Origin of the sequence: Streptomyces sp. So13.3 (assembly GCF_005860785.2) — a bacterium.
GTDB lineage: Bacteria > Actinomycetota > Actinomycetes > Streptomycetales > Streptomycetaceae > Actinacidiphila > Actinacidiphila fildesensis.
On sequence record NZ_CP048835.1, the window covers coordinates 8,750,653 to 8,775,542 of the forward strand.

Annotated in this window: 23 protein-coding genes and 3 pseudogenes; 10 read left to right on the forward strand and 16 right to left on the reverse strand. The window is 68.4% G+C overall.

Translation table 11 applies throughout. The annotated features are described in order from the left end of the window. The first annotated feature begins 1 nt into the window (after position 1). Together C8250_RS39015 and C8250_RS39020 are read left to right on the forward strand one after the other, a co-directional pair. Positions 2 to 2,662 carry an ABC transporter permease gene (locus C8250_RS39015; RefSeq protein WP_138358140.1) on the forward strand — a complete coding sequence of 887 codons (2,661 nt, stop codon included), beginning with the start codon at positions 2 to 4 and terminating at the stop codon, positions 2,660 to 2,662. Positions 2,663 to 2,788: 126 nt separating this feature from the next. Further along, positions 2,789 to 3,217 (forward strand): response regulator transcription factor, encoded by a 429-nt coding sequence (locus C8250_RS39020; protein WP_269289289.1) that lies wholly within the window; start codon positions 2,789 to 2,791, stop codon positions 3,215 to 3,217. Between the two features lie 200 nt (positions 3,218 to 3,417). Here the strand turns inward: C8250_RS39020 and C8250_RS39025 are convergent, their stop codons facing one another. The 7 genes and pseudogenes from C8250_RS39025 to C8250_RS39050 all read right to left on the reverse strand — a co-directional run bounded on the left by C8250_RS39025 (position 3,418) and on the right by C8250_RS39050 (position 8,804). After that, entirely contained in the window at positions 3,418 to 3,633 is a 216-nt protein-coding gene (locus tag C8250_RS39025; RefSeq protein ID WP_138358136.1) for a helix-turn-helix domain-containing protein, read from the reverse strand. A gap of 158 nt (positions 3,634 to 3,791) precedes the next feature. Then, positions 3,792 to 4,265, reverse strand: a complete 474-nt coding sequence (locus C8250_RS39030) for a transposase (RefSeq protein ID WP_187145309.1) — start codon at positions 4,263 to 4,265, stop codon at positions 3,792 to 3,794. Then, positions 4,175 to 4,630, reverse strand: coding sequence for a hypothetical protein (locus tag C8250_RS44115; RefSeq protein WP_244809924.1), 456 nt, complete (start codon positions 4,628 to 4,630; stop codon positions 4,175 to 4,177). Before C8250_RS44115 ends, C8250_RS39030 begins: the two co-directional genes overlap by 91 nt. Next, entirely contained in the window at positions 4,515 to 4,967 is a 453-nt protein-coding gene (locus C8250_RS44120; RefSeq protein WP_346268788.1) for a helix-turn-helix domain-containing protein, read from the reverse strand. The genes C8250_RS44115 and C8250_RS44120 overlap by 116 nt, the downstream gene beginning before the upstream one ends. 209 nt (positions 4,968 to 5,176) lie before the next feature. Next, positions 5,177 to 6,336, reverse strand: a pseudogene (locus tag C8250_RS39040) (IS701 family transposase). 76 nt (positions 6,337 to 6,412) lie between these two features. Further along, a pseudogene (locus C8250_RS39045) lies at positions 6,413 to 7,382 on the reverse strand (IS5 family transposase). Between the two features lie 263 nt (positions 7,383 to 7,645). Further along, a pseudogene (locus tag C8250_RS39050) lies at positions 7,646 to 8,804 on the reverse strand (IS701 family transposase). Between the two features lie 927 nt (positions 8,805 to 9,731). On the opposite strand from C8250_RS39050, the gene C8250_RS44125 reads away from it, so the two are divergent. Next, positions 9,732 to 10,136: a hypothetical protein gene (locus C8250_RS44125; protein ID WP_244809660.1), complete on the forward strand. Its 405-nt coding sequence runs from the start codon at positions 9,732 to 9,734 to the stop codon at positions 10,134 to 10,136. Between the two features lie 118 nt (positions 10,137 to 10,254). On the opposite strand, the gene C8250_RS44130 is transcribed toward C8250_RS44125, so the two are convergent. From C8250_RS44130 to C8250_RS39080, 6 genes are all read right to left on the reverse strand, one after another. Beyond that, the gene (locus C8250_RS44130; protein ID WP_244809662.1) at positions 10,255 to 10,617 is read right to left on the reverse strand and encodes a hypothetical protein; all 363 of its coding nucleotides are present in this window, start codon (positions 10,615 to 10,617) and stop codon (positions 10,255 to 10,257) included. Next, positions 10,614 to 11,480, reverse strand: coding sequence for a methyltransferase, FxLD system (fxlM, locus tag C8250_RS39060; protein ID WP_244809664.1), 867 nt, complete (start codon positions 11,478 to 11,480; stop codon positions 10,614 to 10,616). Before fxlM ends, C8250_RS44130 begins: the two co-directional genes overlap by 4 nt. 144 nt (positions 11,481 to 11,624) lie before the next feature. After that, positions 11,625 to 12,059, reverse strand: coding sequence for a DUF6302 family protein (locus C8250_RS39065; RefSeq protein WP_138359277.1), 435 nt, complete (start codon positions 12,057 to 12,059; stop codon positions 11,625 to 11,627). Further along, positions 12,056 to 12,532 carry a DUF6415 family natural product biosynthesis protein gene (locus C8250_RS39070; protein WP_138359275.1) on the reverse strand — a complete coding sequence of 159 codons (477 nt, stop codon included), beginning with the start codon at positions 12,530 to 12,532 and terminating at the stop codon, positions 12,056 to 12,058. The genes C8250_RS39065 and C8250_RS39070 overlap by 4 nt, the downstream gene beginning before the upstream one ends. Further along, positions 12,529 to 13,020 carry an ATP-binding protein gene (locus C8250_RS39075; RefSeq protein WP_138359273.1) on the reverse strand — a complete coding sequence of 164 codons (492 nt, stop codon included), beginning with the start codon at positions 13,018 to 13,020 and terminating at the stop codon, positions 12,529 to 12,531. Before C8250_RS39075 ends, C8250_RS39070 begins: the two co-directional genes overlap by 4 nt. Beyond that, positions 13,017 to 13,421, reverse strand: a complete 405-nt coding sequence (locus C8250_RS39080) for a hypothetical protein (protein WP_138359271.1) — start codon at positions 13,419 to 13,421, stop codon at positions 13,017 to 13,019. The genes C8250_RS39075 and C8250_RS39080 overlap by 4 nt, the downstream gene beginning before the upstream one ends. A 197-nt stretch (positions 13,422 to 13,618) precedes the next feature. Here C8250_RS39080 and C8250_RS39085 point away from each other — a divergent pair, with 197 nt between their 5' ends. The 6 genes from C8250_RS39085 to C8250_RS39105 all read left to right on the forward strand — a co-directional run bounded on the left by C8250_RS39085 (position 13,619) and on the right by C8250_RS39105 (position 18,726). Beyond that, positions 13,619 to 14,686, forward strand: coding sequence for a hypothetical protein (locus C8250_RS39085; protein WP_138359269.1), 1,068 nt, complete (start codon positions 13,619 to 13,621; stop codon positions 14,684 to 14,686). Then, the gene (locus C8250_RS39090; RefSeq protein WP_244809666.1) at positions 14,683 to 15,348 is read left to right on the forward strand and encodes a YdcF family protein; all 666 of its coding nucleotides are present in this window, start codon (positions 14,683 to 14,685) and stop codon (positions 15,346 to 15,348) included. The genes C8250_RS39085 and C8250_RS39090 overlap by 4 nt, the downstream gene beginning before the upstream one ends. Before the next feature lie 94 nt (positions 15,349 to 15,442). Next, positions 15,443 to 15,589 (forward strand): WbqC family protein, encoded by a 147-nt coding sequence (locus C8250_RS44135; RefSeq protein ID WP_244809668.1) that lies wholly within the window; start codon positions 15,443 to 15,445, stop codon positions 15,587 to 15,589. 211 nt (positions 15,590 to 15,800) lie between these two features. Continuing rightward, positions 15,801 to 16,082 carry a WbqC family protein gene (locus C8250_RS44140; RefSeq protein WP_244809670.1) on the forward strand — a complete coding sequence of 94 codons (282 nt, stop codon included), beginning with the start codon at positions 15,801 to 15,803 and terminating at the stop codon, positions 16,080 to 16,082. A 1,385-nt stretch (positions 16,083 to 17,467) separates the two neighbouring features. Then, positions 17,468 to 17,650, forward strand: coding sequence for a helix-turn-helix domain-containing protein (locus C8250_RS39100; RefSeq protein WP_138359267.1), 183 nt, complete (start codon positions 17,468 to 17,470; stop codon positions 17,648 to 17,650). A 38-nt stretch (positions 17,651 to 17,688) separates the two neighbouring features. Then, positions 17,689 to 18,726, forward strand: coding sequence for a site-specific integrase (locus C8250_RS39105; RefSeq protein ID WP_138359265.1), 1,038 nt, complete (start codon positions 17,689 to 17,691; stop codon positions 18,724 to 18,726). Between the two features lie 11 nt (positions 18,727 to 18,737). Here the strand turns inward: C8250_RS39105 and C8250_RS39110 are convergent, their stop codons facing one another. The 3 genes from C8250_RS39110 to asnB form a co-directional block, all read right to left on the reverse strand. Continuing rightward, positions 18,738 to 19,898: an ISAs1 family transposase gene (locus C8250_RS39110; protein ID WP_203673445.1), complete on the reverse strand. Its 1,161-nt coding sequence runs from the start codon at positions 19,896 to 19,898 to the stop codon at positions 18,738 to 18,740. A 463-nt stretch (positions 19,899 to 20,361) separates the two neighbouring features. Then, positions 20,362 to 21,582 carry an acetyl-CoA C-acyltransferase gene (locus tag C8250_RS39115; RefSeq protein WP_138356684.1) on the reverse strand — a complete coding sequence of 407 codons (1,221 nt, stop codon included), beginning with the start codon at positions 21,580 to 21,582 and terminating at the stop codon, positions 20,362 to 20,364. 101 nt (positions 21,583 to 21,683) lie between these two features. Next, complete coding sequence (gene asnB / locus C8250_RS39120) at positions 21,684 to 23,507, reverse strand: asparagine synthase (glutamine-hydrolyzing) (RefSeq protein ID WP_138356683.1); 1,824 nt, start codon at positions 23,505 to 23,507, stop codon at positions 21,684 to 21,686. Positions 23,508 to 23,811: 304 nt separating this feature from the next. On the opposite strand from asnB, the gene C8250_RS39125 reads away from it, so the two are divergent. Next, on the forward strand, positions 23,812 to 24,849 hold the full coding sequence (locus tag C8250_RS39125) for a PHP domain-containing protein (protein WP_138356682.1): 1,038 nt from the start codon (positions 23,812 to 23,814) through the stop codon (positions 24,847 to 24,849). Positions 24,850 to 24,890: the final 41 nt, after the last annotated feature.

Sequence of the window (24,890 nt, forward strand, 5' to 3'; positions counted from 1 at the left end):
GATGTTCTGGCTGGTCCTGCGGACCGTACGCCGCGCGCCGCTGCGCCTGCTGCTGGCCGCGCTCGCGGTCGCTCTGCCCGTGGCGACGCTCGCCGCGACCCTGCTCTACGTCGACGACAGCTCCCACGTCATGACGAGGGTCGCGCTCTCGCCGGTCCAGGTGGAGATGCGGGCCGTGGGCACCTCCCTCGGCATCGATCCGCAGGTGCTGAGCAAGCAGCTGAGCACCGTGCCGGGGGTGAAGAGCGCGGATGTGTTCGGAAGCGCGGACGTGGTCGTCTCGGCGCCCGGCGCCTCCGGGCGGGTGAGCGCACGGCTGTCCGCCGTATCGCCCTCGTACCTGGCGCATCACCCGTGGGTGCACACCAACGGCGACCTGAGCAAAGGCGTCCTGCTCAATGACGCCGTCGCGGGCTCGCCCGACTTCAAGGGGGCGACCCGAGTCTCGATCGACCTGCGCGGCGACGTCAAACCGCTGGGCGTGTCGCTGCCCGTCGCCGGACGCGCGGACCTCCGGGACGCGACGACGTGGTTCGCGATCCCCGCGGGCGATGTGCAAGGTGACGTCGTGGTAGCTCCCCGCTCGATCATGGTGGACTACGACACCTTCCGGCGCCTGATCCTGCCCGCCGCCCGTACGGCACTCGGCGGCGCCACCTCGATCACCAACCCGGGCCTGTCGGAGCTGCCACCGGTCAGCCTCGAATCGCATGTGGCCGTCGACCACCGGGCCTACCCCACCGATCCGGGCGCCGCCGAAGTATGGTCGGGACAGCTGCGCAGGTCGCTGGAGCGGCAGGTGCCCGGCCAGGCCCTGGTCGCCGACAACGCCGCCGAACCCCTGCACGAAGCGGGCACCGACGCCACCAACGCCAGGACGCTGTTCTTCCTGCTCGGCGTCCCGGGCGTCCTCGTGGCCGCCGCCCTGGGCCTCGCCGTGGCCTCGGCCCTCGCCGAGGCGCATCGCCGCGAAGAGGCGCTGCTGCGGCTGCGCGGCGCGTCGGACTCCCACCTGGTGCGGCTGGCAGTCGGCCAGGGGACGCTTGCCGGAGGGGTGGGGACCGTCATCGGCCTGGGCGCCGCCGCCGCAGCCGTCTCCGGTGGCGTCGGCCACGCCGTGTGGCACGGGATCCCCGCGGGTCAACTGGCACTCGCCGTCGCCCTGTCCACCCTGGTGGGGACGGTCGTCACGGCCGCCCGCCTCGTTCCCTTGATTCGGGCCGGCCGCAAGGCGGCCCTGGTTACCGACCGCCGCCTGCTGGCGCCCCCGCGCCCGCCGCTGTGGCGCCGCGGGCACCTGGACATCGTGGCAGTGGCCGTCGGGCTGGCCATCCTGGCCGGGAACGTGATCGTCGGCGGGCTCAAACCGGCGCCGGTCCAGGGCCCCGCGCTGGCGCTGGCCTTCTACGTACTGCTGGCACCGCTCGCGCTGTGGCTGGGCATCAGCCTGCTCACCGTCCGCGGTCTGCTGCGGCTGCTCGCCCGGTACAGCCGTCCCGACCGGCCGCGCCCGTTGACGACGTGGCCGGCGACCGCCCTGCGCTGGCTCGGCCGCCGTCCCGCGCGTGCCTCGGTGTCCCTGACTCTCGGCGTGCTCGCGGTCGCGTTCGGGACCCAGACGGCGACGTTCGCCGCCACCTATCACACGGCAACACGTACCGACGCCCGGGCGGCGTTCGGCGCCGACCTGCGGCTGACCCCGAACACCGAACTCGTCCAGCCCCCGCCCCACCCGGGACCCGGCGTCCACGGCGTGACGCCGATCCACTCGATCCCGGCCCGCGCCGGAAGCGACCGCAAGACGATCATGGCGGTCGACCCCGCCTCGTACCGCTCGGCCACCGCCATCGCCCCGCAGATCACCAGCGGCGGCGGGCTCGACGCACTGGCCGGCAGGCCGTCCGGTGTGCTCGTGTCGCAGGAGATCGCCACCGACTTCGGGGTGGCCCCGGGCGACACGATTCCCGTCACCGTCTTCCCCGACGACCTGGACCTGTCCCAGCAGCTCGATCTGCACGTGGTCGGCGTGTACCGGGCCTTCCCACCCACCGACCCGCTCTCGGAGATGGTCATCAGCACCTCGACCGTGCCCAACCCGGTGCCGCCGGCCGACTTCTACCTCGCCCATGTGGCCTCCGGGCACAACCCGGCCCAGGTCGCGGCCCAGCTGCGGCACGACGGTTCGACCGCCGGCTATGCGGTCTCCACGCTTGCCGAGCGCATCCGCCAACAGCAGCGGGGTCTGACCGCGCTCAACCTCGACGGCCTGAGCCGGATCGAAGCGGTCGCGTCCGCCGGGATCGCCTCTCTGGGGGTCGGCGTGCTCGGCGCGTTCCTGGTGATGGAGCGCAGAAAGGAATTCGCCATCCTGCGAACCGTCGGCGCCGACACTCCGCGCACGCTCGCCGGTCCCCTCACCGATGGTGCCGTCGCCGTGGTCGGCAGCCTCGTCATCGGCATTCCCGTCGGCCTGGGCCTCGGCGTCCTCTCGGTCCGCGTCCTCAGCCTCTTCTTCGCCCTCCCCCCGCCCCTGGCCACCGTCCCCTGGGGCGCCCTGGCCGCCCTCGGCGTCCTGGTCCCGGCGATCTCCGCGATCGGCCTCACGCTGGCGCTGCGCAGAATCAACCGGACCGAGGTCACGGCGCTGCTGCGTGAGCCGTGAGATGCGAGGCACGGGGCCCTGGAGCGGAGAGCGCGAAGGTACCGGCCGGGACGGGGAACAGGAAGGGGTGGTCGTGGATGGGGTCGCTGGGGTCGGCCGGGCGGTGTCGACGCGGTCGGTGACCGGGTGTATGGGCTGGATGCGGGCGCGGATGACTACCTGACCAAGCCGTTCAGTTTCGCGGAGCTGTTCGCGCGGCTGCTGGCGCTGGTCCGCCGCGGCGCGAGCGAGCGGCCCGTGCTCCTTGCCGTCGGGGATCTGCGGCTGGACCCGGCCGGCCCCAGGGTGTGGCGCGGGCGGGAGGAGTTGCGGCTGTCGCCGAATGAGTTCGCGCTGCTGGAGCTGTTCCTGCGGCATCCGGGCGATGTGCTGACCCGCACCAGGATTCTGGAGCATATGTGGGCCTTCGCGTACGACGGGGTGTCCAACGTCGTCGACCAGTACGTGGCCTATCTGCGGCGCAAGATCGATGAGCCGGGCGGGGACGCACATTTGGAGACCGTTCGCGGAGCCGGATGCCGGCTGCGGGTTCCGAAGCCCGAGACGGGTGGGTGAGCGGTCATGCCCTTGCGGTGGCGGCTGGCGCTGCTGTTCGCCCCGGGCACCGCGGTGGTGATCGCCACGGCCGGACTGCTGATTCTTCAGCAGCTGACCGCGGGCCTGAATTCCTCGCTGGATGCCACGCTGCGTACACGGGCCGCCGCGCAGGTGCCGTGCCTGGCCTCCTCCCACGGGTGCCTCAAGAGGTGCACGGCTCAGAGTGTTGTGGGCTGGCCGGGCCGGGAGCGGTTGTTGGGGCCGCCGCGGCTGCGGAGGGTGACTCCGGCGTCTACGAGCACGCGGTGGATGAATCCGTAGGAATGGCCGGTGAGCGTGGCCAGCGTGCGGATCGAGGCACCGTTCTCGTAGTCCGTGGCGAGTTGGGTGGTGACCTTTTCGCGTGCGGCGCCGATGAGTCGTTTGCCCGCCACTGCGCGTCCCCCTCTCCAATGGGTCGTTGGCGGAGGTTCATTAAGGAACCTCCAACGGTTGGCAGAGGTCTGCCCCGAACCGCGAGGCGCACACCGGTGACGATGACCGTGTTGTCGGAAGGTCCCGTGCTGTCCCTCCCCGCCTAGTGCTGAATTCCTCAAAGGCAGTAGACGTAGCGTCGGCGTAGGTGTCGGGTGGGTGGGGCGGGTCTGCCCCAGATCCAGGGTTTGGCGCGGGCGTTGAGTTGGGTTGTCGCGAGTTCGGTGGCGTGGGTGATTTCGTCGGGTCCGGCGAAGCTGTGGCCGGCGAGTGCGACTTTGCGGAAGATGCGCCACCAGCCTTCTTGGAGGTTGAGCCAGCAAGCGCTGACGGGTATGAAGACGTGGTGAATGCGGGGGTGGTCCTCGAGCCAGGTTCGGGTCGAGAGGCTGTTGTGCGAGGACAGGTTGTCGGTCACCACATAGATGTCGCCTGCAGGGTTGGCTTCCTCGATGCGTTGGAGGAACTGCTGGTAGAAGGCACTATTGCGAGACGGAGCGGTCATGGTGACCTGCTGTCCGTCGCGGATGCGGAGGCCGCCGTAGACCCAGGTTTTCTCCGGGCCGCGGCCGTAGTCGAGTTCTGCTTTGATGCGATGTCCGTCCGGCGACCAGCCCGGCGCCGCATGGGAAGGTGCGCGGGATTACCGGTCCGAGCTCGTCGACGCAGATGACCGTCGCGTCGGCGGGCGGGCAGGTGTAGAGGCCGACGACCCGCGTCCTCGAAATCCCGGTCCTTTGAGCGGATCCAGGAACGGGTGCGGCGCCATCGGACGCCTTCGGCCACCAGGATTCTGCGGACTTGGGACCGGCCCACTTCGATGCCGCCGCGGCGGGCAGCCTCAGCCAGGGCGTCGAGTGTCCACTGCGGTGCCCCTGACTCGTCCTGCGCCGCCAGTTCGCCGTCCTCGTGCCTGGTCAGACGTCCCGGTGGCTCCTGTCTGACCAGCGCGATGATCCGGGACCTCTCGGCCTCGGTGATCCGGCGCGGCGACCGGCCCCGCGACCGGCCGGTCCTCCAGCCCTTCCACCCCCAGCTCATTGAAACGGTGCAGCCACCACCGCACCGTCTTCGCATGACACCCCAGCTCCACGGCGATCGCCGCCACCCGCAGACCGTCCCAGCTCAGAACAATGATCTGTGCTCTGAGCACCAGGTCAGCCGGTGCCTTCCGAGCCCTCGTCAGCCGGTCGATCATCAACGCCTCATCCGGACCCGAAGCAGGCCGAGCCCGCAGCAATGTCGGCACCATCCACCCCCCCAGCGCACTCCTCAACACACCGTGTATACCCATAAGTTGAGGAATTCAGCACTAGTACTGCAACGGTCTTTGCTCTGATGTGTGTGCAGTTTCTGGTGGTGTGTGGCCGCGTCGTTTGTAGTGGCTGATGCGGGCTTGGAATTGTCGTCGTCGGCGCCAGTGTGACCAGTGCAGGATGTGGTCGGTGAGGTGGGCGCGGGGCCGGGTCAGGCGGGTGGTCAGGCGCCGGATTTCGGGGAGGGTCAGGGCGATGAGCTGGGAGGATCCGTTTCTGCTTTCTCTGTGTGTCGAGCGCGCGGGCGCGCAGGACGGTCAGGCAGGCGTGGGCGGCCATGGCGAGGGTGATGTGGCGGTGCCAGCCGGGGTAGCGGCGGACCTGGTAGTCGTCCAGGCCGCATTCCTGCTGGCGGTCTGGAAGCACTCCTCGACGGCCCACCGGCTACGGGCGACGTGGATCAGCTCGTCGAGGGTGGTCTCGGCGGGGCAGTAGGCGATGTAGTAGGAGATCTCCTGCGGTCGGCTGACGCTGCGGCGGGCGATGACCCAGTGCCGGCGGTCCTCGCGGTGCCACGGGCGGACTTCCACTCTGGCCCAGTCGTAGACGCGGGGCCGTGGGCGCCGTTGCCGCAGGAACGGCGTTTCCACTTCTGCCGGGACAGTCCGGGAAACAGGTCGTGAACCGGGTGGTCCATCGCCCATCGGGTCACGACGGTGTCGTGGCGGGTGGTGGCCATGACGTGGAAGACATCAGCCTGCTCGAGTTCGGTCCGCCAGCCTTTGGAGAAGCCGTAGGCGGCGTCCGCGGTCACCCACCGGAAGGGGATCTTCTCGGTGATCGCCCGGCGGACCATGGCCTTGGCGGTCACCACTTTCGTCTCGAAGGCGACCGTGTCCTCGATCCCCGCGGCCCGGCAGCGTTCCCGGTCATCGGTCCATGACGTGGGCAGATACAGGCGGCGGTCGATCAGCGTGCGACCGCGGGCGCATTAAGATAGGCGAGGAAGACGCCCACCTGACAATTTTCTGTTCGGTGGCGGTTCCGGAGTATTGGCGCTGGACTCCGGCCGAGCGGACGCCCTTTTCAGGAACCCGGTGTCGTCCACGATCAGCACCGCTTCGGGTCGCCGAGATGTTCCACGACGTAGTCGCGGACATCGTCGAGGACTTCGTCGGCGTCCCAGTCGCACCGGTTCAGCAGCCGGTGCATGCGATCGGGGGCCGCGTGGCCGGCCTCCTCCGCGAGCGTCCAGCCGTTCTTCCGCTCGAGCGGAGCGATCAGCCCCTGCATATACGCCAGTGCCGACTCCCGGGGCTCCGACCGGGCGAATCGGTGGACGAACCGCTCGTGCAACTCACCCAGACCCGCCGCCCACGACCTGACATCACCCAGTTCCCCACCCATAGTCAGATCAACGACTGTCCTGGCCACCAGTCACGCCAAACGCCGTTGCAGTACTAGGGCGTGTGTGGGGTTGTGATCAAGGCTGTGATTCGAGGTGTCGGATCCAGAGGAGGCCGGCACATAATTCGAGTCCGGCCTGGTAGCTTTCGGGTTTTTTGTCGTAGCGGACGGCGAGGCCGCGCCAGTCCTTGATCTTGTTGATGGTGCGTTCGACGCTGTTGCGGAGCTTGTACAGCTGCTTGTCCCAGGTGACGGGCCGCCCGCCGCGTGAGCCGCGGTTCTTGCGGTGGGCGGCCTGATCCTTCTTCTCGGGGATGACCGCTTTGATCCGACGTTTACGCAGGTGGGAACGGTTCTTGCGGGACGAGTACGCCTTGTCGCCCGCGACTGCGTCGGGCCGGGTGCGGGGTCGACCGACTGGGCCGGGGACGCGGATCTTGTTCAGGACGGGGATGAACTGCGGACTGTCCCCGGCTTGCCCCGCGGTGATCTTGAGGGAGAGGGGCAGGCACTGCGGCACGCAGGACAGGTGCGTCTTGGTGGTCAGTCCGCCGCGGGAACGCCCCAGGTCAGCGGCGGCGAGCCGGGCCTTGCGGCGACGCCTCACCCGTCGTCGTTCCTCCCGCTCCGGGTCCGGTTGTCCGTCTTGTTCCTGGCTGGTGCCCCTTTTTCTGCGGCGGCCTTCTCCAACGCGTCCAGGATCTCGGGCTCCACGATCATCCCGGCAGCATCGTGATGGGCCCGGACCGTAGTCGAGTCCACGCTGACCAGCGACAAGTCCACCAAGCCCCGCTTCGCCGCCTCGGCGATCGCACCCTGGAACACCGCGGTGAACACCCCGGCATCCCGCCACTGTCGAAACCGGCCGTAAACGGTCGACCAGTGCCGAACCGTTCGGGCAACTCCCGCCATTCGCCCCGTTCCTGAACCGCCACGACGCCCTCGAAGTGCGCCCGCAGGTTCTCCGGGTACGGCCCGTACTCACCGACCGGCAGGAACGGAGAGACGAACTCCCACTCAGCATCCGAAAGTTGAGGTCGAGACACCCCACCGTTCTACCCCAAAGCCCCCCGCCCCTACCGCCCGGGGACCCACGAGATCACAACCCCACACGCGCCCTAGTACTGCAACGGTCTTTGCTCTGATGTGTGTGCAGTTTCTGGTGGTGTGTGGCCGCGTCGTTTGTAGTGGCTGATGCGGGCTTGGAATTGTCGTCGTCGGCGCCAGTGTGACCAGTGCAGGATGTGGTCGGTGAGGTGGGCGCGGGGCCGGGTCAGGCGGGTGGTCAGGCGCCGGATTTCGGGGAGGGTCAGGGCGATGAGCTGGGAGGATCCGTTTCTGCTTTCTCTGTGTGGCGCGCGGGCGCGCAGGACGGTCAGGCAGGCGTGGGCGGCCATGGCGAGGGTGATGTGGCGGTGCCAGCCGGGGTAGCGGCGGACCTGGTAGTCGTCCAGGCCGCATTCCTGCTTGGCGGTCTGGAAGCACTCCTCGACGGCCCACCGGCTGCCGGCGACGTGGATCAGCTCGTCGAGGGTGGTCTCGGCGGGGCAGTAGGCGATGTAGTAGGAGATCTCCTGCGGTCGGCTGACGCTGCGGCGGGCGATGACCCAGTCTTAAGCGGTCCTCGCGGTGCCACGGGCGGACTTCCACTCTGGCCCAGTCGTAGACGCGGGGGCCGTGGGCGCCGTTGCCGCAGGAACGGCGTTTCCACTTCTGCCGGGACAGTCCGGGAAACAGGTCGTGAACCGGGTGGTCCATCGCCCATCGGGTCACGACGGTGTCGTGGCGGGTGGTGGCCATGACGTGGAAGACATCAGCCTGCTCGAGTTCGGTCCGCCAGCCTTTGGAGAAGCCGTAGGCGGCGTCCGCGGTCACCCACCGGAAGGGGATCTTCTCGGTGATCGCCCGGCGGACCATGGCCTTGGCGGTCACCACTTTCGTCTCGAAGGCGACCGTGTCCTCGATCCCCGCGGCCCGGCAGCGTTCCCGGTCATCGGTCCATGACGTGGGCAGATACAGGCGGCGGTCGATCAGCGTGCGACCGCGGGCTTAAGCATAGGCGAGGAAGACGCCCACCTGACAATTTTCTGTTCGGTGGCGGTTCCGGAGTATTGGCGCTGGACTCCGGCCGAGCGGACGCCCCTTTTCAGGAACCCGGTGTCGTCCACGATCAGCACCGCTTCCGGGTCGCCGAGATGTTCCACGACGTAGTCGCGGACATCGTCGAGGACTTCGTCGGCGTCCCAGTCGCACCGGTTCAGCAGCCGGTGCATGCGATCGGGGGCCGCGTGGCCGGCCTCCTCCGCGAGCGTCCAGCCGTTCTTCCGCTCGAGCGGAGCGATCAGCCCCTGCATATACGCCAGTGCCGACTCCCGGGGCTCCGACCGGGCGAATCGGTGGACGAACCGCTCGTGCAACTCACCCAGACCCGCCGCCCACGACCTGACATCACCCAGTTCCCCACCCATAGTCAGATCAACGACTGTCCTGGCCACCAGTCACGCCAAACGCCGTTGCAGTACTAGGGCGAAGCTGCGTTGCCAGTGTCGGCCGACGGGGGGTGGGGTGGGTTGAGGGCGAGATGACTCAGCATGGCAGCACTGTGACGGATCTCGGGGCATGAGGTGGCAGCCGGCTCCGGGGGGCCTGTGCATAGGCGGCCAGGGCGGGCGCTCGCATGCCTCGTTACCGAGTGTCGGTCCGACCGCCGAGCGCCGTATGAGGACGGGCGCTGGGGCTATGCCAAATATCGTCGGGGCAGGCCAAGGTGGTCTAGGTTTCCCCCAATTCCCTTCCGCAAGCCATGTGTCTTGTCACCTCGTCGAGGGGGAGGGGCACATGTGATGCTTGGCATCGGCCGATGTCAGCATTTCAATGGAATGTTTCCATATGGAACATGTATTCGCAGGTAAGATACGCGAAAATCCTTGATTTGACGGTCAATGAGGGCGCTTACTGCAAGAAGTTGTTGGTTCGGAATCCGTCATTCCGGTGTGACGATCCTGCAAGATCCTCAAGTTGCGTGCCGTTCGGGTGCGCCGATGCAGGGTGGGGAACGTCGTGGGGCGCAGGAAACGGATGATCGGGCGCTGGCCGAGTGCGGGCTCGGGCCGGATGGCTGTGGTGGGCGGAATGACGACCGCAGCGTTGCTGGCTGCGGGTGTTGCGGCGGTGCGGGCGGTAGCGGCGGGGCCGGATGTGCCCACGCAGGCCGAGGCGTTGGTGGACAGTGTGAAGCCGGTGCTGACCGCGACGGTGTCCAGCCCCGCCGGGGGCAGGTCACGGCGAGGTTCTTCGCCGGCACCTACGCGGCGAACGGCGCCTGGGACCTGGTCAACGGCGGCACCGTCACGGTCGCTTCAGGGTCAGTGGCCCGGTACACGATCCCGACGTCGATGCCGTTGAACACCGAGTTCGACTGGCAAGTCCAGGCATGTCAGGGCAGTGTGTGCTCGGCCCTGACGCCGCTGGCGGACACGCACGTGTCGCCCATGCTGGGCGCCGGGGCGCGGGGCAACGCGACCCGGCTGTCGTTCTCCGCCGGGGATCACGTTTCCGCACAGGTGGAGGTCGGCTCGGGCAACCTGCTGGTCAACACCTCGGACCTGACGCTGCCGGGCATCAATGGCAATGTCGGCCTCGGGGCGGCGTCACGTCAGCCGCCGATGCAGGTGCTGTTCGAGCAGGCGGACGCGCAGGTGGACGTGCAGTTGTCGCTCGTGTCGTTCAGCAGTGAGCCCAAGACGGGGACCGCGCCGACGGTTGACACGTCGAGGTCGAAGTCCCCGTCGGGGCGGTAGTCCGTCGCCGCCTTGAGGACGGAACCGGTCGTCTGTTGTGCCATCTCATGCCTCCAGAAGAGGTGGGTAGGGATGTGCCTTGCGTGCTGTGCTGCCTGGCCGTGCGCCCGAGGAGGGGCTAGGGCCAGGTGATCGTGACCCGCGTGTGCCGTCGCTCGATGCGGCGTCCGGCGGGGAGTCGGTCCTCCGGCGTGCCCGCCGGGCGGACCTCGATGTGGGCGCGGTCGCTGCGGTGCTCGCGGTCCCAGGTCTGGATCTCGGAGACGACGCGCTGGGCAAGCTGCTCCCCGTGTTGGCCGTGCCCGATCGCGCCCAGCTCGAAGCGGTCCTCTTCTTCCGTGGCCCGCACGGTGCGGTAGGCGAAGCTGCCGCCTTCTACGAGGGTCGGGACACCGAGGGGCGAGGCAGAGGCGACCAGCCCGCGTTTGCGGGCGCCGGGCTTGGCTGCCAGCAGTGGCAGGTTGTCCAGCGCCGTCGTCAACCACAGCCCAGGTGCTCGTTGGACTCCATGCCGCCCAGAGTTACCCCCGACCACGCCGTTGCCCGTGGCGCGAACAGCGCCTCGGACAGCGCCTTGGTGTCCGGCTCGGGGTGGCCGTCGATGCGCAGGCCGATCTCCTCGCCCTCCGTGTCGTGCAGGACGGCAAGCCCTACGCGGTTCTCGCCAGCGCCCTGCATCGGGACGAAGCCGCACAGCTCGAAGCCGTCGCTGACCAGGTGATCGCCCTCGCGGACGAAGGCGACGGTGCGCGTCAGGCCGCGCATCCGCAGGGGGACGACGAGCCGACCACCCTCCTTGAGTTGCTGCATCCAGGCAGGAGGGATGTCGGCGGCTTGCACCGTGACGACGATCCGATCGAAGGGTCCGTGGTCGGGGGCGCCCTCTTCCGCGTCGGCGGTGAGAACGGTGACGTTCTGGTAGCCAGCCGCTGTGAGGAAGGTCGTTGCCCGGTCCGTCACCTCGGAGTCGATGTCCATGGTGACCACGTGGCCCTCCTTCCCCACCATCTCGGAGAGGTAAGCCGCGTTGGGGCCGCCGGAGCCGACCTCCAGCACGGCCATTCCGGGCTCGATCCGGGCCTGCTCGATCTGCATGGCCTGGACCCTCGGGGCCGAAACTGAGCTGATGTCCACGCCGGTGGCATCCGTCTTCGTCACGGCCGCGAACTCCGCATCGTACGACTTGGCTGGCTCCACCTCGGGGGTGGCCAGGTGCCGCGGGACGGCACGGAAGGCGGCAACGACGCGGGGGTCCCGGGCAGCTCCAAACTCGATGAGGCTCTGCACCATGGCGTCACGCAATTGCTGTTCGTTGAGAGCTGCTTGGCCCGTGTCGGTCGTCATGCCGGGGACGTTAACCACCAGTGATCTCCTTCGTGGCGTTGCGCCATGCTTCGAGCGGATTTTGCAGGGTGGCGCGGGAAACGAGGGCAAGCTGCCCGCGCCGGGTGGGTAACCGCCCGTCGGTCCGATCGGTCACGTCAGGACCTACGAGCGGTGGCTATGGTCAGCGGCAGCGGCCGACCGGGCGGGTTGGCATGCCGCGCGGACAGCGGCCTTGCTGTAGCCGTAGAACCGGCCGCGCGCCGCGTCGTCGTAGTCGCAGGCCGGCGGTCGGCCGCCCCACTCGACCAAGTGGCAGGTGTCGCGGTAGGGGGAGGGGCGAAGACGCAGGTCGGGGAAGCCCGGTAGGCCCTCCAAGAGGCCGCGTGTCTTCTCCGCCAGGATCAGCAGGTCGAAAGACATGAATCCGCCACGGCGCGCTCCGCCCACGGGGACGGCCAGGAGCGGTGCCCGGTGGACGCAGACGGCTACGGCGTGATCAAGCAGCGACGGATCAGCGAGACGACTGCCGATGTACTCGAAGTCGTAGGCGAGCCGTGCCGGAACAAGGCGCGGGATAAGCGGGCGGATGACGGTCACGCCACCCCCTTGATGGAGTCGAACGCGACCAGCTGGTCCAGTAACTCGCCGACGACCCATCCCATCTGCCGCAGATGCAGCACGGCGTGACGGTAGTCGCCAGGCATCTCGCTTGCCCGCAAGGTGCGCGCCCGCTGAATGAGCGTGTTCGCGTAGGCCGACTCCTGCCATGCCCGAGTGGAAACAGCGATGTTCACGAGCCTCATGAGGTGGCCGCGGGATCGCTGAACGAAGTCCTCGATGACGTCCTCGGAAGGGGCGATGTCGTCCAAGGCCGTGGCGACGTCGTCAAGGAGGTCTTCGCTCTCATGCGCAGTCCAGGCCCAGCGGAGCAACAGGCCATGCACGTCGGTCAGGCCAGCAGCGTCCAGCGGAGGTTTCCACGGGGTGACGGTCTGGGCTTCGGGTTCGGCGGCCTGCGGTCCGGTCGTCGCAGGGCACGCCAACCTGCGGTGGTGAGTGCGAACGGTCATCGGTCCGCCCCCGGAAGGCTCAGCGTGCACCAGGTCGTCGTACCGTCGGCGCTGACCCCCCAGTCGTCGGCAAGGGCAGCAACGAGGAAGAGGCCGCGGCCGGTCTCGCTGGAGTCGCCCACCACACGCAACTGCGGGCGGAGGGCGGAGCCATCGTTGACCGCGAGCAACAGGCCCTGGAGGGTGATGACGAGGCGGAACTCGATTTCTCCACCCTCGCCGTACCGCAAGGCGTTGGTGACGAGCTCGCTGACCAGCAGCTTGGCGTCATCCAGGAGCGCAACCAGCCCCCAGGACCGCAGCTTGGACGTACTGATGCGGCGAAGCCGTCCCACCCACTGGCCGTCAGGGTCCCGTTCGAGTGCGCCGCCAGCCGCCGCGCCGCTGGAGATCCGCACCGCGAACTCGTCGCAGATGGGCTCGGCCACGCCAGGAATGGCCGCGGTGGGGGTGGTGATGCTCGCCGCTGAGCGCGTTACCCGGGTCATGAGAGCGGCTCCTCTCGTCTGGTGCGGAGGAGACGCGACACTTTCAAGGCCGAGGTCCGATGCGCGGCGATGACGCCCGTGCCGACCGGGCGCATGCCGGTGGCGGTTAAGCGGACCTGTATCAACCGGGCGCCGGCGCTGAGGATGATCCGCGCGCGATCAGTGGCCGTTCGGGCGGGGCCGAGGTGGACGAGAGAAGGGACAACGACACCGTAGGCGTCCGCCAAGGCGAGGGTATCGAGGAGTCCGACGAAAGCCGGCGAGTAGAAGTCGTCGGGGGCGTGCTCGACGAACAGGGCCGCCATCCTCAGCTCGTGAGTTCGGCAGTAGTCATCCAAGACGGCCGACAAGGCGAGACGGCGGCCCCGCGTCGTGCGCGTCAGCCGCACGAAGCCGTACACGTCCGGGTGGGGGACGGGGCAGTGCTCAGTGAGGGGGACCACGCGGCTGACCTCCACAACGGGACGGGTGGACTGAACCCTTCGAGCCTGACGCGGTCCCACCCCACAGGGAATGAACGGCTGTTGCACCTTTGTGGCACTTCCGTGGCCGCTCGCATACCGTCCGTGATTCCATGGCGGCAGGAGGGAGGCGCCCCGTGGTGAGCGTGAGGCGATGGACCGGCCACGAGGCAGGCTTGCTGCGACAGGCGCTGCGCATGAGCGTGCGTGCCTACGCAGCGCACCTCGGCGTCGGCATCCGCACTGTCTCCAAGTGGGAGAAGTTGGGCGCGGCCACCGGTCCATGGCCCGATACGCAAGCCATCCTCGACACAGCCCTCGCTCGTTCTGATGCTGCCGCACAAGCCCGATTCGAGCAGTTCCTCGGGTTGTCCTCGGGGCAGCGACCGAGGGGAACTTCGTCGCCCACGATCGCCGACCACGAGACTTGGACGGAGGATCTGGAGCGGATCGTGGTGTGTCTCGACCGCCAGGACTTCTCCTTCGCCGCCACCCTTCTGGAACGTTGGCTCGGCCGCGCCCAAGCGCGCGAGCTCGACGATCGTGGCCTGTACCTGTACGGGCGCTCGTTGGTCCTGTCCGGCGACCTGCGCCGCCTCCAGGGCACCCTTCAGGACTTGATGACCGCCAAGCGGCTCTACTCCGACGCCCACGACGTATTCACCGAACTCGACATCCCCCGCCGAGCCGCGCAGATCGAACTCTCCCTCGCGGTGGTCACCGAGATGGCCGGACACCTCACCCCAGCGGCCTCCCTCTATAAACAGCTCACCGGCGACGAAAGGCTCGGCTCGGCCGACCGCGCCCGTGCCCAACTGTGGATCGGCACAGCTCTGGCCAAGGACGGCCGAAATGAGTTCGCCATCCAGGTCATGGGGCAGGCGGCCCAGTGGTTCGAGGAACTGGACGAACCGGAGGACTGGGCGACCGCCCAGCAGAAGCTCGCACTTGCGCACCGCGGCGTTGGCGACCTCACCCGGGCCTTGGCTTACATCGATACGGCTCGCAGCAATGGGCGCTTCGAGACCCCACTCCAGCGCGTCCAGATCGAAACTGCGCACGGCCACATCCTGCTCACTGATCCGGCCACCCGCAGCGCCGGGAACACCGTGCTCGACCGGGCATCGGACATCGCCACCCAATACGGCCTGAAACACCAACTGCGAAGCATCAAGACCGTTCGCAATAGCAAGGAGTACACGTGACTGACCAGGCCCCAATCAGCGACGCGGATCGAGCTGACGCCCGCGCCATCTGGGACTTCCACCAGATGGGCCACGAGCTGAGGCCGTGCTCCGCCGCGATCACCCTCGGCAGCCTCGATCTCGGTGTGGCCACCAACACCGCCGACCTCTATCACGCCTGCATGTTCCCCACCGTGGTATTCACCGGCGACACCAGCACGGCCACCAAGGCTAGGTTCCCCCGCGGCGAGGCCAACCACTACCGCGAGCACGCGCTCTTCCTGGGGGTGCCGGATGCGGCGATCTTGCTGGAGCCCAAGGCCACCAACACCGGTCAGAACATCGGCTTCTCCCGCGAGGTGCTGGAGAACGCAGGCATCGCAGTAACCACCCTGCTCTTGATCTCCATGCCCTATATGCAGCGCCGCGCCTACGCGACGTGCCGCAAGCTGTGGCCCGAGGTGGAGCCAGTCTGCGTCTCCCAGCCCTTGACGTACGACGAGTACGTCAAGACGCACGATGACGAGAAGCAGTTCATCGACATGCTGATGGGCGACATGGAACGGGTGATGGAGTACCCCAAGCGCGGTTTCGCCATCGAGCAGCACGTTCCGGAAAGGGTCCGCGATGCCTTCGACCGCCTCCGCACCCGCGGCTACGACAGCTGGCTCCTGCCCGCTTGACCATGCCGCGCTCTTGAGTGCACCGCCGGTGCGCACGTGCGCGATTCATCAGCCCAACCTCCTGCCCCGCCTTTCCACACTGGCGAAGCTCTACGTGGCTGACGTCTGGGTGGTCCTCGATGATGTCCAGTTCGTCCGCCGCGACTACCAGCACCGGGCCCGCCTCGCCGCACTCGATGACCCGCAGCAGCACCAGTGGCTCTCCTCGAGACCCACCTCCCGCACGGCCGCGCAACGTTGATCCGCGATGCTCGACTCGCGGACCCGCAGCGCGCGGCCCGCCGCCTCCACCAGCTACCCGCGCAGCACTACCGCGCCAGCCCCCACTGGCAGGTGCTGCATGCTGCGCTCGAACCAGCCGTCCGCACCATCGCTGAAACCGCTGGCACAGCAGCCGTCGCCGAGGCCACCACCGTTGCCTGCTGAACCTCCTGGGCTGGCGCGGCTCCGTCGTGCGCAGCAGTGACCTCGCCGCTTCCTCGGACCGCTCGGTACGTCTGGCTGACCTCACTACGGCGGTCGGCGCCGACACCTACCTCTGCGGCACAGGCGGCCTGCGATACCTCGACCGACGCCCCTTCGCGGAGCGGGAGCTCAACGTCCACGTATTCCGTCCGCCAGCCGCCGAGGACCTGTGGGCCGGAGCGGCGAAGATCTCTGCTCTGTGGGCGCTTGCCGCGTATGGGCCTTCCGGAGTGGGGGCAGCGTTCAACGACCTGCGCACGACCCGCTGATTTGACGCCGATCCCGCCTAAACCTCATCTGGGCGGGGGCCGAACGCCCGTCCGCAGCGCGGGTGCGAGATGGGCCAGGCCGCCGCTTCCTCAATGCTGCATAGCGTCCCGGTCGCCTTGTCGGGGTCCTGGTGACTGGCCCACCCGCAGCCAGGCCCTTCGAAGACTTCCATGAACCGCACGCCGGCCTCGCGGGACCGGTTCAGGGTGCCGGCAATGGCTGAGGACGACGGAGGCGCCGAGTTCTTGGTCGACAACCCGTCTGCCGGGAGCTGCACCTCTCCCTCAACGTCGCCTCCAGCCAACTAACTTGCTACGCCGCCAGGTTGGAAAAGCCTCATAGTGTTAAAGACGAGATCACCGAGTGGCCGTCGATATACCGCGCCAGCGGACGTGACCCACCGGGCGACGGGGGACAGCACGTGGGAACGTGCGAAGGGGAGTGTCGGAGCTCCGGTGCCGTCTCGGGCGCGGCCAGTCTTGCTCGGCTCTTGACCAACTACCCGCGTCTCAGCCGAATGTTCGCTGAGTATTCGCCCACGGCAGACAAGAAAGAGCTCGCAAGGACTGGAAGCTTTCACCGAAAGCATGCCAACATTGCATGATCCGGAAAACCACCATGGCGGACAGGTAATTGCCCCTGTGTGGGGGTGCCCATATTTTTCGAGACACCGAACTGCACAGGATTCGCCTCGCTTTTCTTATCCTTGCCCTAGGAGGCTCGTCTGCTGAATCCTACGATCCAATCCTCTCGCTTCGTCTCCCCGCCCTCTCGAAGCGCCGCGGGATGAGTGCTTTAGGCAGAAGGCAGGGGAGTACCGCTCCGTACCCACCGCGCTATGCCCTCTGTCTATGCGGCCAGCCTGTTGATGAGGATCTCCTGCAACGTGGGTACCGCAGCGACCCGGCGGTCAAGAGACATCAGTGGCGCATGCCGGAGCCGCAACTCTCCATGCGAGCTGTGCTGTGGGCGCCACTGCGCGTGTCGGGGGCGAAGCCTGAACGCTAAACGGCCCGCTGGAGATCGTCACGGACGATGCGGCCCCGGCACAGGGTCCGTGAAGGCTGGCTTCCTGGCTGCGGCCGGTCCGACGGCTTGCCTTACCTGCTGATGTGGCGCGCAACATAGACGACAATCGCCGGTTAGCCAAACCGGCGATTGTGGGGACCATCGAAGAGTTCGCATCAGCTGCGCTTGGCGGCGGAGCTGGAGCGGTGCAGCGCATTGTGCCAGCGTCGTGACTTAGGAGAACGGCACCGTTCGCTGCTACCCAGATCACCGCGGTGCCCGTCGCTGAACTGCAACGGCGCCTCTGCACGATGGAGAGTCACGTAATGCAGTGTCGACCGAATGGCTCCGCTGAGGTAGGCGGAGAGGTGACGAGTTGACCGCCGCGGGGAGCAATCGCCTGCTCACACCGGAAGAAGTTGCCGCCTGGCTGAAAGTCAGCGAGACCACCGTGAAGAACAAGTATCGGGCATGGGGGCTCAAGGCTCAGAAAGTCGGCCGCCTTTTGCGGTTTCGCGAGCGCGACATCATTGCCTACCTTGATGACAACTACGGATAACGGCTGCTCTGCCGTTATATAGCCGAAAGGTGCCACGCATGGCTACGGTTTTCCAGCGATGCAAGTCTGATCCGAAGGCCGCCGCATATCCTTGCGTGAAGCCCCGTTGCGGCCACTCGTGGACAGTGCGATATCGCGAGCCGGGCGGTAGGACAGCGCGTCAGCGCGAAAAAACCTTCGCCAAGAAGACGGGTCCGGGCGGGGCCGATGTCTTCGCGGCGAGGGTCGAAACCGACAAGGACGACGGTCTTTACGTTGACCCCAATGCGGGCAAGATTACAGTGGGCGCCTATGCTGAGGACTGGCTTGCCCGCCGAATAATTGGGGAGTCTACGTATGTAAATTACAAGGGCTTTATCGATAACCATCTCATACCGATGCTCGGCCATAGGCCGATCGCAGGGGTAGCAAAGAGAGAGAAACGGATCCGGGAGGATCCGGCCAGGGATGTGAAGAACGCCGCCGGAAGCCAAGCAGTCGACGAGGACGAGATTCCGACTCTTCCCGAGGTCCGCCGTCTTCATGAGTGCATGCCACAGCGGTACAAGTTGACCGTCTGGCTTCAGGCGGGGGCTGGGTTGCGGGTCAGCGAAGCTCTGGCCTTCCATGTCGGGTGCCTACGCCGCGACGTGATCCGGGTTCGTTGGCAGGTCAGCCGGAGGGCGTATCGCGAGGACTGCAAGGCTCGCCTCATACCTCTGAAGCACCGAGAAGAGGGGGAGTACCGCGAGGTCCCGGCCGCCCCCTTCCTTTGCGCCGAGATCGACGCCCATGTTCAGGTGTGGGCTCCGATCCCGCTCACTTTCCAGAATGCGGTGGGGAAGATTCGGCAGGTCGAGGTGTTCTTCGCCCCTCGCGAACCGGGGAGGGAGGTCATGCCCACCGCAAATACCTACGGCCATTACTTCAAGAGGGCGTGCGTGGCCGCCGGTTTGGTCGATGCAGAGGGCAGGCCGCGATACCATCCGCACTCGTTGAGGCACTTTTTTGCTTCGACCGCACTGGCGGCCGGCATCCCGATTCACGAGGTTTCGCGCTGGCTCGGCCACCAGGGCTTCGGCGTGAAGTCGGTATGACCGGTTCGCGATCATGGAATGTCCAGAATGTGCAGCGGTCGGGTGGCGTCGCGGGCGTTTCTCCGGAGGGCGGCGGCGATGCATTGTCGGCCGATGAGGCGGAGTGCTCCGATGGCGAGGTTGCGCCAGGTGGCCATGGCGCGGGGCGCGTTGCCCGACCGTAGTTGCGATGCGTCCTCGGCGAAGGTGGTGTCTCGCACGTGATGCAGAGCTTCCACCGACCAGTGCCCGCGGATCAGGGCCGCGAGCTCGGTCGGGTTGGCCTGTCCGGCGTTCAGGCTGGTAACCGCGTACACCGTCTTGATGCTGATCTTCCCGGTCTTGCGGTTCACCCGCCGACGTTTGAGCTCGATGGCCTGGGCTGCTCCGGGAAAGAGCAGGCCGGCGACGGTGCAGACCTTGATGCGGCGGATCTCGCCTCGGCCGTGTCCCTTCTCGGTAGTGCGGTTCTGTAGCGGGATCTGCTTCCAGGGGAGGGACTTCATCTGCTTGCGGAGCTTCTTCTGGTTGCCCTTGACGATCACGATGTAGTGGGCTCCCCGGCCGGTCAGGTACTCGGCGTGCTCGCGCTGGGTGTGCATCGCATCGCTGGTCACGACCGCCCCGCGCAGATCGATGTCGTCCAGCAGGGGCTGGAAGCATGTGATCTCATTTGTCTTGTTCTCGACATCAACCTGCCCCAGGACGACGGAGGTTGCGTGGTCGACGGCGGACAGGAGGTGGATCTTCCGGCCGTGCGCGCGGGCGGCTCCGCGCAGGGACTTGCCGTCCACCGCGATCGCCCGCAGCAACTTCCCGGCGCTCTGCGGGAGCCGGGAAGACAGCCAACCGCCGACGGCCCGATCCAGCACATCGCCGTCGACCTGGGTCAGGACCCGGCGGATCGTGGTCTCGCACGGGGCCTGGTGACGGCCGGTGAAAGGGTCGCGACGGGCACCGAGCCGAGCCAGGACCAGTTGCGGTGCGTCGGCCGCCCACTCGCTGATCGCCAGCAGAGAGGTCGCACCAGTGAGCACCGCGGCCGCACAGATGGCGAGCACGCCGACCAGAGGATGCAACCGGCCCCGTGGATCACGGGGATCAGTCACCCTCGCGAGACAGACCAGCAGGCCGGGACACTCCTGAGCCGCCAGAGACGGCGAGGCGGTGAGCTGGTCAAGCCCGGCGGGCATGGGAGATGATTCAGCGAGAGCAGGCACGGTCTTCCAGCAAGGATCATGGGACGTAGACACTCACATGATCGCTGGCAACCGCGCCTGCCGCATGTTGCCACCTACCCCACCAGCAAGGCCAGTTGGGGCGAACCCGCTCAAGTCGACTTCACGCCGAGGCCCTGGCTCGGCCACAAGTCGATACGGTCGACATCTACGGTCACCTCGTTCCAGAGTCATGGGACCGATGTCGAGGCATCATGCAGTCGGCATTGGCAGAGGCGACCTGACCGGTGCCTGCGCTTGCTGTGCTGGGACGCCGCTCCCGTGCTGGGTTGGTGCTGGGATACTCGCCCCGGAAACCGTGCTCTCGCAGGTGAGAGCTCTGCATGTGGCGTTCGGGAACAACGTCAAGGCCCTGCAAGGTCGTTGACGCTGTTCCCGGCCCGGACGCGGTCCGCCGCACGGTCGGCGGCGGACCGGTCTACGAGGTGCGCTCCAGGACCATGGCCATGCCCTGACCTCCCGCGGCGACGACGCTGACCAGGGCGGTGCTCCGGTCGTCATGGCGCAGCGCCGTGAGCGCGGTGGTGGTCAGCCGGGCCCCGGCCGCTCCGTACGGCTCGCCCAGGGCGATGGACCCGCCGTGCGGGTTCATCCGCTCGGGGTCCAGGCCCAGTTCGGCGCAGTAGGCCAGGACCTGGGCGGCGAAGGGCTCGTTCCCGGCGACGGTGTCGAGGTCCGACAGCGACAGCCCGGCCCGCGCGAGTGCCGTCCGGGTCGCGGCGACCGGGGCCGGGCCTTCGGTCTCGGGTGTGGCGGCGCTGACGCCGGTCGAGAGGATCCTGGCCAGCGGGATGTGGCCGTGGGCGCGGGCGTACTCCTCGGACATCACGACGACGGCCGCGGCTCCGTCCGACAGTGGCGCGCTGTTGCCCACGGTGATCCGGCCGTCGGGACGGAAGCGCGGCGGCAGGGCGGCGAGGGTCCGTTCGGTCACTCCGGTGCGGGGGCAGTCGTCCGTCGCGGTGGTCGTACCGTCAGGGCTCTTCACCGCGACGATGTCACCGAAGTGGAAGCTCTCGGCGAGGGCGAGTTGGGTGAGCCGGTGGGAACGGGCGGCGTAGGCGTCCATGTCGGTGCGGGTGATGCCGTAGACGTCGGCGACGTTCTCGGCGGCGAGACCTACCGGGATGTAGGGGTCGGGCGTCCCGCCCTTGTCCCGAGGGTCGCTCCAGGGCGCCGTGCCCGGGCCTGAGCGCTCGACGGTGCGCTGCCCGGCGACTCCGAAGGCGGGGTTCTCGGTGCCGGGCCAGGTGTCCGAGCTGCCGTGGGCGAGCCGGGACTGGGACTCGACCCCGGCCGCGACGACGACATCGGCGTCACCGCAGCGCACGGCCTGGGCGGCCATGCGGACGGCCTGCAGGGAGGAGGTGCAGAAGCGGTTGACGGTGACGCCGGGGACGTGGTCCCAGCCGAGCAGGATCGCGGCGATCCGGGCGATGTTGAACCCCTGCTCCCCGCCGGGCAGCGCACAGCCGACGACCAGGTCGTCCACGCTTTCCGGTAGCAGCCCCGGAACGCGGGCGAGGGCCTCGGCGACGGTACGGGCGAGCAGGTCGTCGGGGCGCACCGCGGCCAGCGAGCCCTTGTGGGCGCGGCCGATGGGTGTGCGGACGGTGGAGACGATCACGGCGTGCTGCATGGCGGACATCCTGTGCGATCGGGGTGGTGGGAGGGGACGTTCGGGGCGGTGTTCGTAGTGCCAGGAGAAGTTCCGGCGCGTGTCCGGAGGTGGGCGGAGATTCAGAGGTGCAGAGCGGGCCGGTGGGTGCGCAGCCACAGGTCCAGGTCCAGGACGAGCTCCAGCCCCTCACGGGGGAAACGTTTCGTGCCGGAGGGTTCCAGCAGCAGACTCCGCACCGCGCGCACGTCGAGCAGGTCGGTGGCCGGGCTTCCGGTGGCGAGCAGCCGGCTGACCTGACCGGTGAGCGCGGCACGGTAGGCGGGGTCGCGGACCATCGGATAGGGGCTCTTGCGGCGGGCCAGGACCGGTGGGGGGAGCAGGTCCGCGACGGCGGCGCGCAGCAGGCTCTTCTCGCGGCCGTCGAAGGTCTTGAACTCCCAGGGGGTGTTGAAGACGTACTCGACCAGCCGGTGGTCAAGGAACGGAACCCGGACCTCCAGGCCTGAGCCCATGCTGAGACGGTCGGTGCGGTCCAGCAGGCAGGGCAGGAAACGGGTCAGGTTGAGGTAGCTGTCGCGGCGCAGCGCGGCCTCGCCGGGCGTGGTGCCCGGCAGGTGCTCGATCTCGGCGGCTGCGGCCGCGTGCAGGTCGGCGCGGTGCGCGGGCAGTTCCAGAGCCGCGGCCAGAGCGGGGTCGAGCAGCCGGGTGAGGTCCGACCGGTCCAGCACGGTGTCCCAGGGAAAGGATTCTACTGCCGTAACCCGAGGGGTGAACCAGCGGTAGCCGCCGAAGATTTCATCGGCCCCCTCTCCGGACAGGGTGACCGGGAAGTGCTCGCGGACCGCGCGGAACAGCAGCATCAGCGACGTGTCGAAGTCGCCCATCGTCAACCCGTCGCGCAAAGAGCCGACACGGGAGCGGTGGGACGGATCCGCGAGATCCTGGGCCGCCGGGGCGACCGTGCGGTGCGCGGTGTCCAGATGGCGCACCATCAGGTCGGCGTAGGGTCCGTCCGGGTCGCGCTCCATGGCGTCCTGGCCGGAGGCGCCGGCGCCCAGGTCCACCGACAGCGTGTGCAGGACGTCGACCTCGGGGCGGGCCAGGGCGGCGATGGCGCTGGAGTCCAGCCCGCCGGACAGCAGGACACTGACCGGGACATCGGCCCGCAACTGCCCGGTGACGGCCTGGCCCAGCAGGGTGCGCACCCGCTCCACCGTGGTCGGAAGGTCGTCACGGTGTTCGGCGGGCGTCAGCGACCAGTAGCGGCGGGTACGCACACCGTCGGGAGTCAGGGTCGTCACGGTGCCGGGCTCGATCTCCCGTAGCCCCGCGAAGGCGCTGCGCCCCGGTGTCTTGATCATCGGGTGGGCGGACAGCAACAGTTCCCGCAGCCCGTCCAGCTCCAGCCGGGCCGGCACGGCAGGGTGCGCCAGCACCGCCTTGGGCTCGGAGCCGAACACCACCCCATCGCTGGTCCGCGCGTAGCACAGCGGCTTGATCCCGAACCGGTCGCGCACCAGGGTCAGCCGCCGGTGCGCGGGCTCCCATGCCGCGTACGCGAACATCCCCTCCATGCGGGCCGGAGCCTGTTCGCCCCAGGCGTCGACGGCCTGCAGTACCACCTCGCTGTCGCAGCGGGTCCTGAACCGGCGCCCGCGCGCGGTCAGTTCCGCCCGCAGCTCCGCGTGGTTGTACACCTCACCGGTGAACACCACCGCCAGAGCCGTGCGCCCGCCCCGCGTCAGCACCAGCGGCTGACGCCCGCCGATCAGGTCGACGGTGGCCAGGCGGGTGTGCCCCAGCCCCGCCGCATCCCCGGTCCAGGCAGCCGAGGCATCCGGCCCCCGGCAGGCCAGCGTCTCCGTCATCTCCTTGAGGGAGACCTCTTCGGTCCCCGAGGGCGCGCAACCCGCGAACCCGGCATAGCCGGCCAGCCCACACATCGGTGAAACTCCCCACGCCTCCGCACGCGCGGCAGGCTGTAAATCCCAGGACCCCGCCCCGTGACGCGTGTGCCGGCCGCGGCTACGGATCCGCGACCGGACTCACTGCGCCGGCCGCCATCACTGAAACGATCAAGGCCCGACCAGGTCACCGTCGGAGCACGGTGATCCGGCGCGCAGGGCGTCCGGGGTGCGCCGGCAGCGGTGCCGGGCGAGAGTGGAACGGTGCGGCGGGCCCGCCGACGTGCCGCTCCCGCGGCGACGGCGACCGGCGGAGGCAGGCGGCCGGCCCGAGGAGGCCACGATGGAACCGGTGAAGGCGCTGGACCGGATCGCCTTTCTGCTGGAGCGCGCCCAAGCGGCGACGTACCGGGTGGATGCGTTCCGTACGGCGTCGGAGGTGGTCGCGGGGCTAGGGCCCGAGGAGGTCGCCGCACGGTCGGCGGCCGGCACGCTGCAGGCGGAGAAGGGCATCGGTCCCAAGACGGCCCAGGTCGTCAAAGAGGCGCTGGCCGGGGCCGTGCCCGGCTACCTCGAACGGCTGGAGGCGGAGGCGGCGGCGCCGCTCGCGGAGGGCGGAACGGCGCTGCGCGCCCTGCTGCGCGGCGACTGCCATCTGCATTCGGACTGGTCGGACGGCGGCAGCCCCATCGAGGCGATGGGCCGGACCGCGGCGGAACTCGGGCACGAATGGGCTGTGCTCACCGACCACTCGCCCCGCCTGACCATCGCCAACGGACTGACGGCCGAGCGGCTGCGCCGGCAGCTGGAGGTGGTGGCCGAACTGAACGAGCGGTGGGCTCCGTTCCGCCTGCTGACGGGTATCGAGTGCGACATCCTCGCCGACGGCTCCCTCGACCAGGAACCCGACCTGCTCGACCAGCTCGATCTGGTGGTCGCCTCGAGCCACTCCGAGCTGCGGATGGACTCTCCCGCCATGACCCGGCGCATGATCAATGCGGTCGGCAACCCGCTGATGGACGTCCTGGGGCACTGCACCGGCCGTCTGCTGTCGGGGCGGAACCGCCCGCCGTCGCAGTTCGACGCGGCAGAGGTCTTCGCGGCCTGCGCGGAGGCCGGAACGGCGGTCGAGATCAACAGCCGCCCGGAACGGCTGGACCCGCCGCGCGACCTGCTGGTCCAGGCCGTCGACGCCGGGGTGTTCTTCGCCGTCGACACGGACGCCCACGCGCCCGGTCAGCTCGACTGGCAGATTCTGGGATGCGCGCGCGCCGAGACCTGCGGAGTGCCGGCGGAGCGGGTCGTCAACACCTGGACCGCACCCCAGCTCACGGAGTGGACACGTACCCGGAAGCCGCCCTCGGACGGTGACTCTGCGTGACGACCCTGTCGGCCGTGACCGCCGTTCGCGGTACCGGTCCG

What these genes read in the sequence shown, in the direction of transcription:
- C8250_RS39015 (WP_138358140.1), top strand. Translation starts at nt 2, where the DNA reads ATGTTCTGGCTGGTCCTGCGGACCGTACGCCGCGCGCCGCTGCGCCTG.
- C8250_RS44120 (WP_346268788.1), bottom strand. Translation starts at nt 4,967, where the DNA reads ATGGGTATACACGGTGTGTTGAGGAGTGCGCTGGGGGGGTGGATGGTG.
- C8250_RS44125 (WP_244809660.1), top strand. Translation starts at nt 9,732, where the DNA reads ATGCCGTTGAACACCGAGTTCGACTGGCAAGTCCAGGCATGTCAGGGC.
- fxlM (WP_244809664.1), bottom strand. Translation starts at nt 11,480, where the DNA reads ATGACGACCGACACGGGCCAAGCAGCTCTCAACGAACAGCAATTGCGT.
- C8250_RS39070 (WP_138359275.1), bottom strand. Translation starts at nt 12,532, where the DNA reads ATGACCGTTCGCACTCACCACCGCAGGTTGGCGTGCCCTGCGACGACC.
- C8250_RS39075 (WP_138359273.1), bottom strand. Translation starts at nt 13,020, where the DNA reads ATGACCCGGGTAACGCGCTCAGCGGCGAGCATCACCACCCCCACCGCG.
- C8250_RS39105 (WP_138359265.1), top strand. Translation starts at nt 17,689, where the DNA reads ATGGCTACGGTTTTCCAGCGATGCAAGTCTGATCCGAAGGCCGCCGCA.
- C8250_RS39110 (WP_203673445.1), bottom strand. Translation starts at nt 19,898, where the DNA reads ATGCCCGCCGGGCTTGACCAGCTCACCGCCTCGCCGTCTCTGGCGGCT.
- C8250_RS39115 (WP_138356684.1), bottom strand. Translation starts at nt 21,582, where the DNA reads ATGCAGCACGCCGTGATCGTCTCCACCGTCCGCACACCCATCGGCCGC.
- asnB (WP_138356683.1), bottom strand. Translation starts at nt 23,507, where the DNA reads ATGTGTGGGCTGGCCGGCTATGCCGGGTTCGCGGGTTGCGCGCCCTCG.
- C8250_RS39125 (WP_138356682.1), top strand. Translation starts at nt 23,812, where the DNA reads ATGGAACCGGTGAAGGCGCTGGACCGGATCGCCTTTCTGCTGGAGCGC.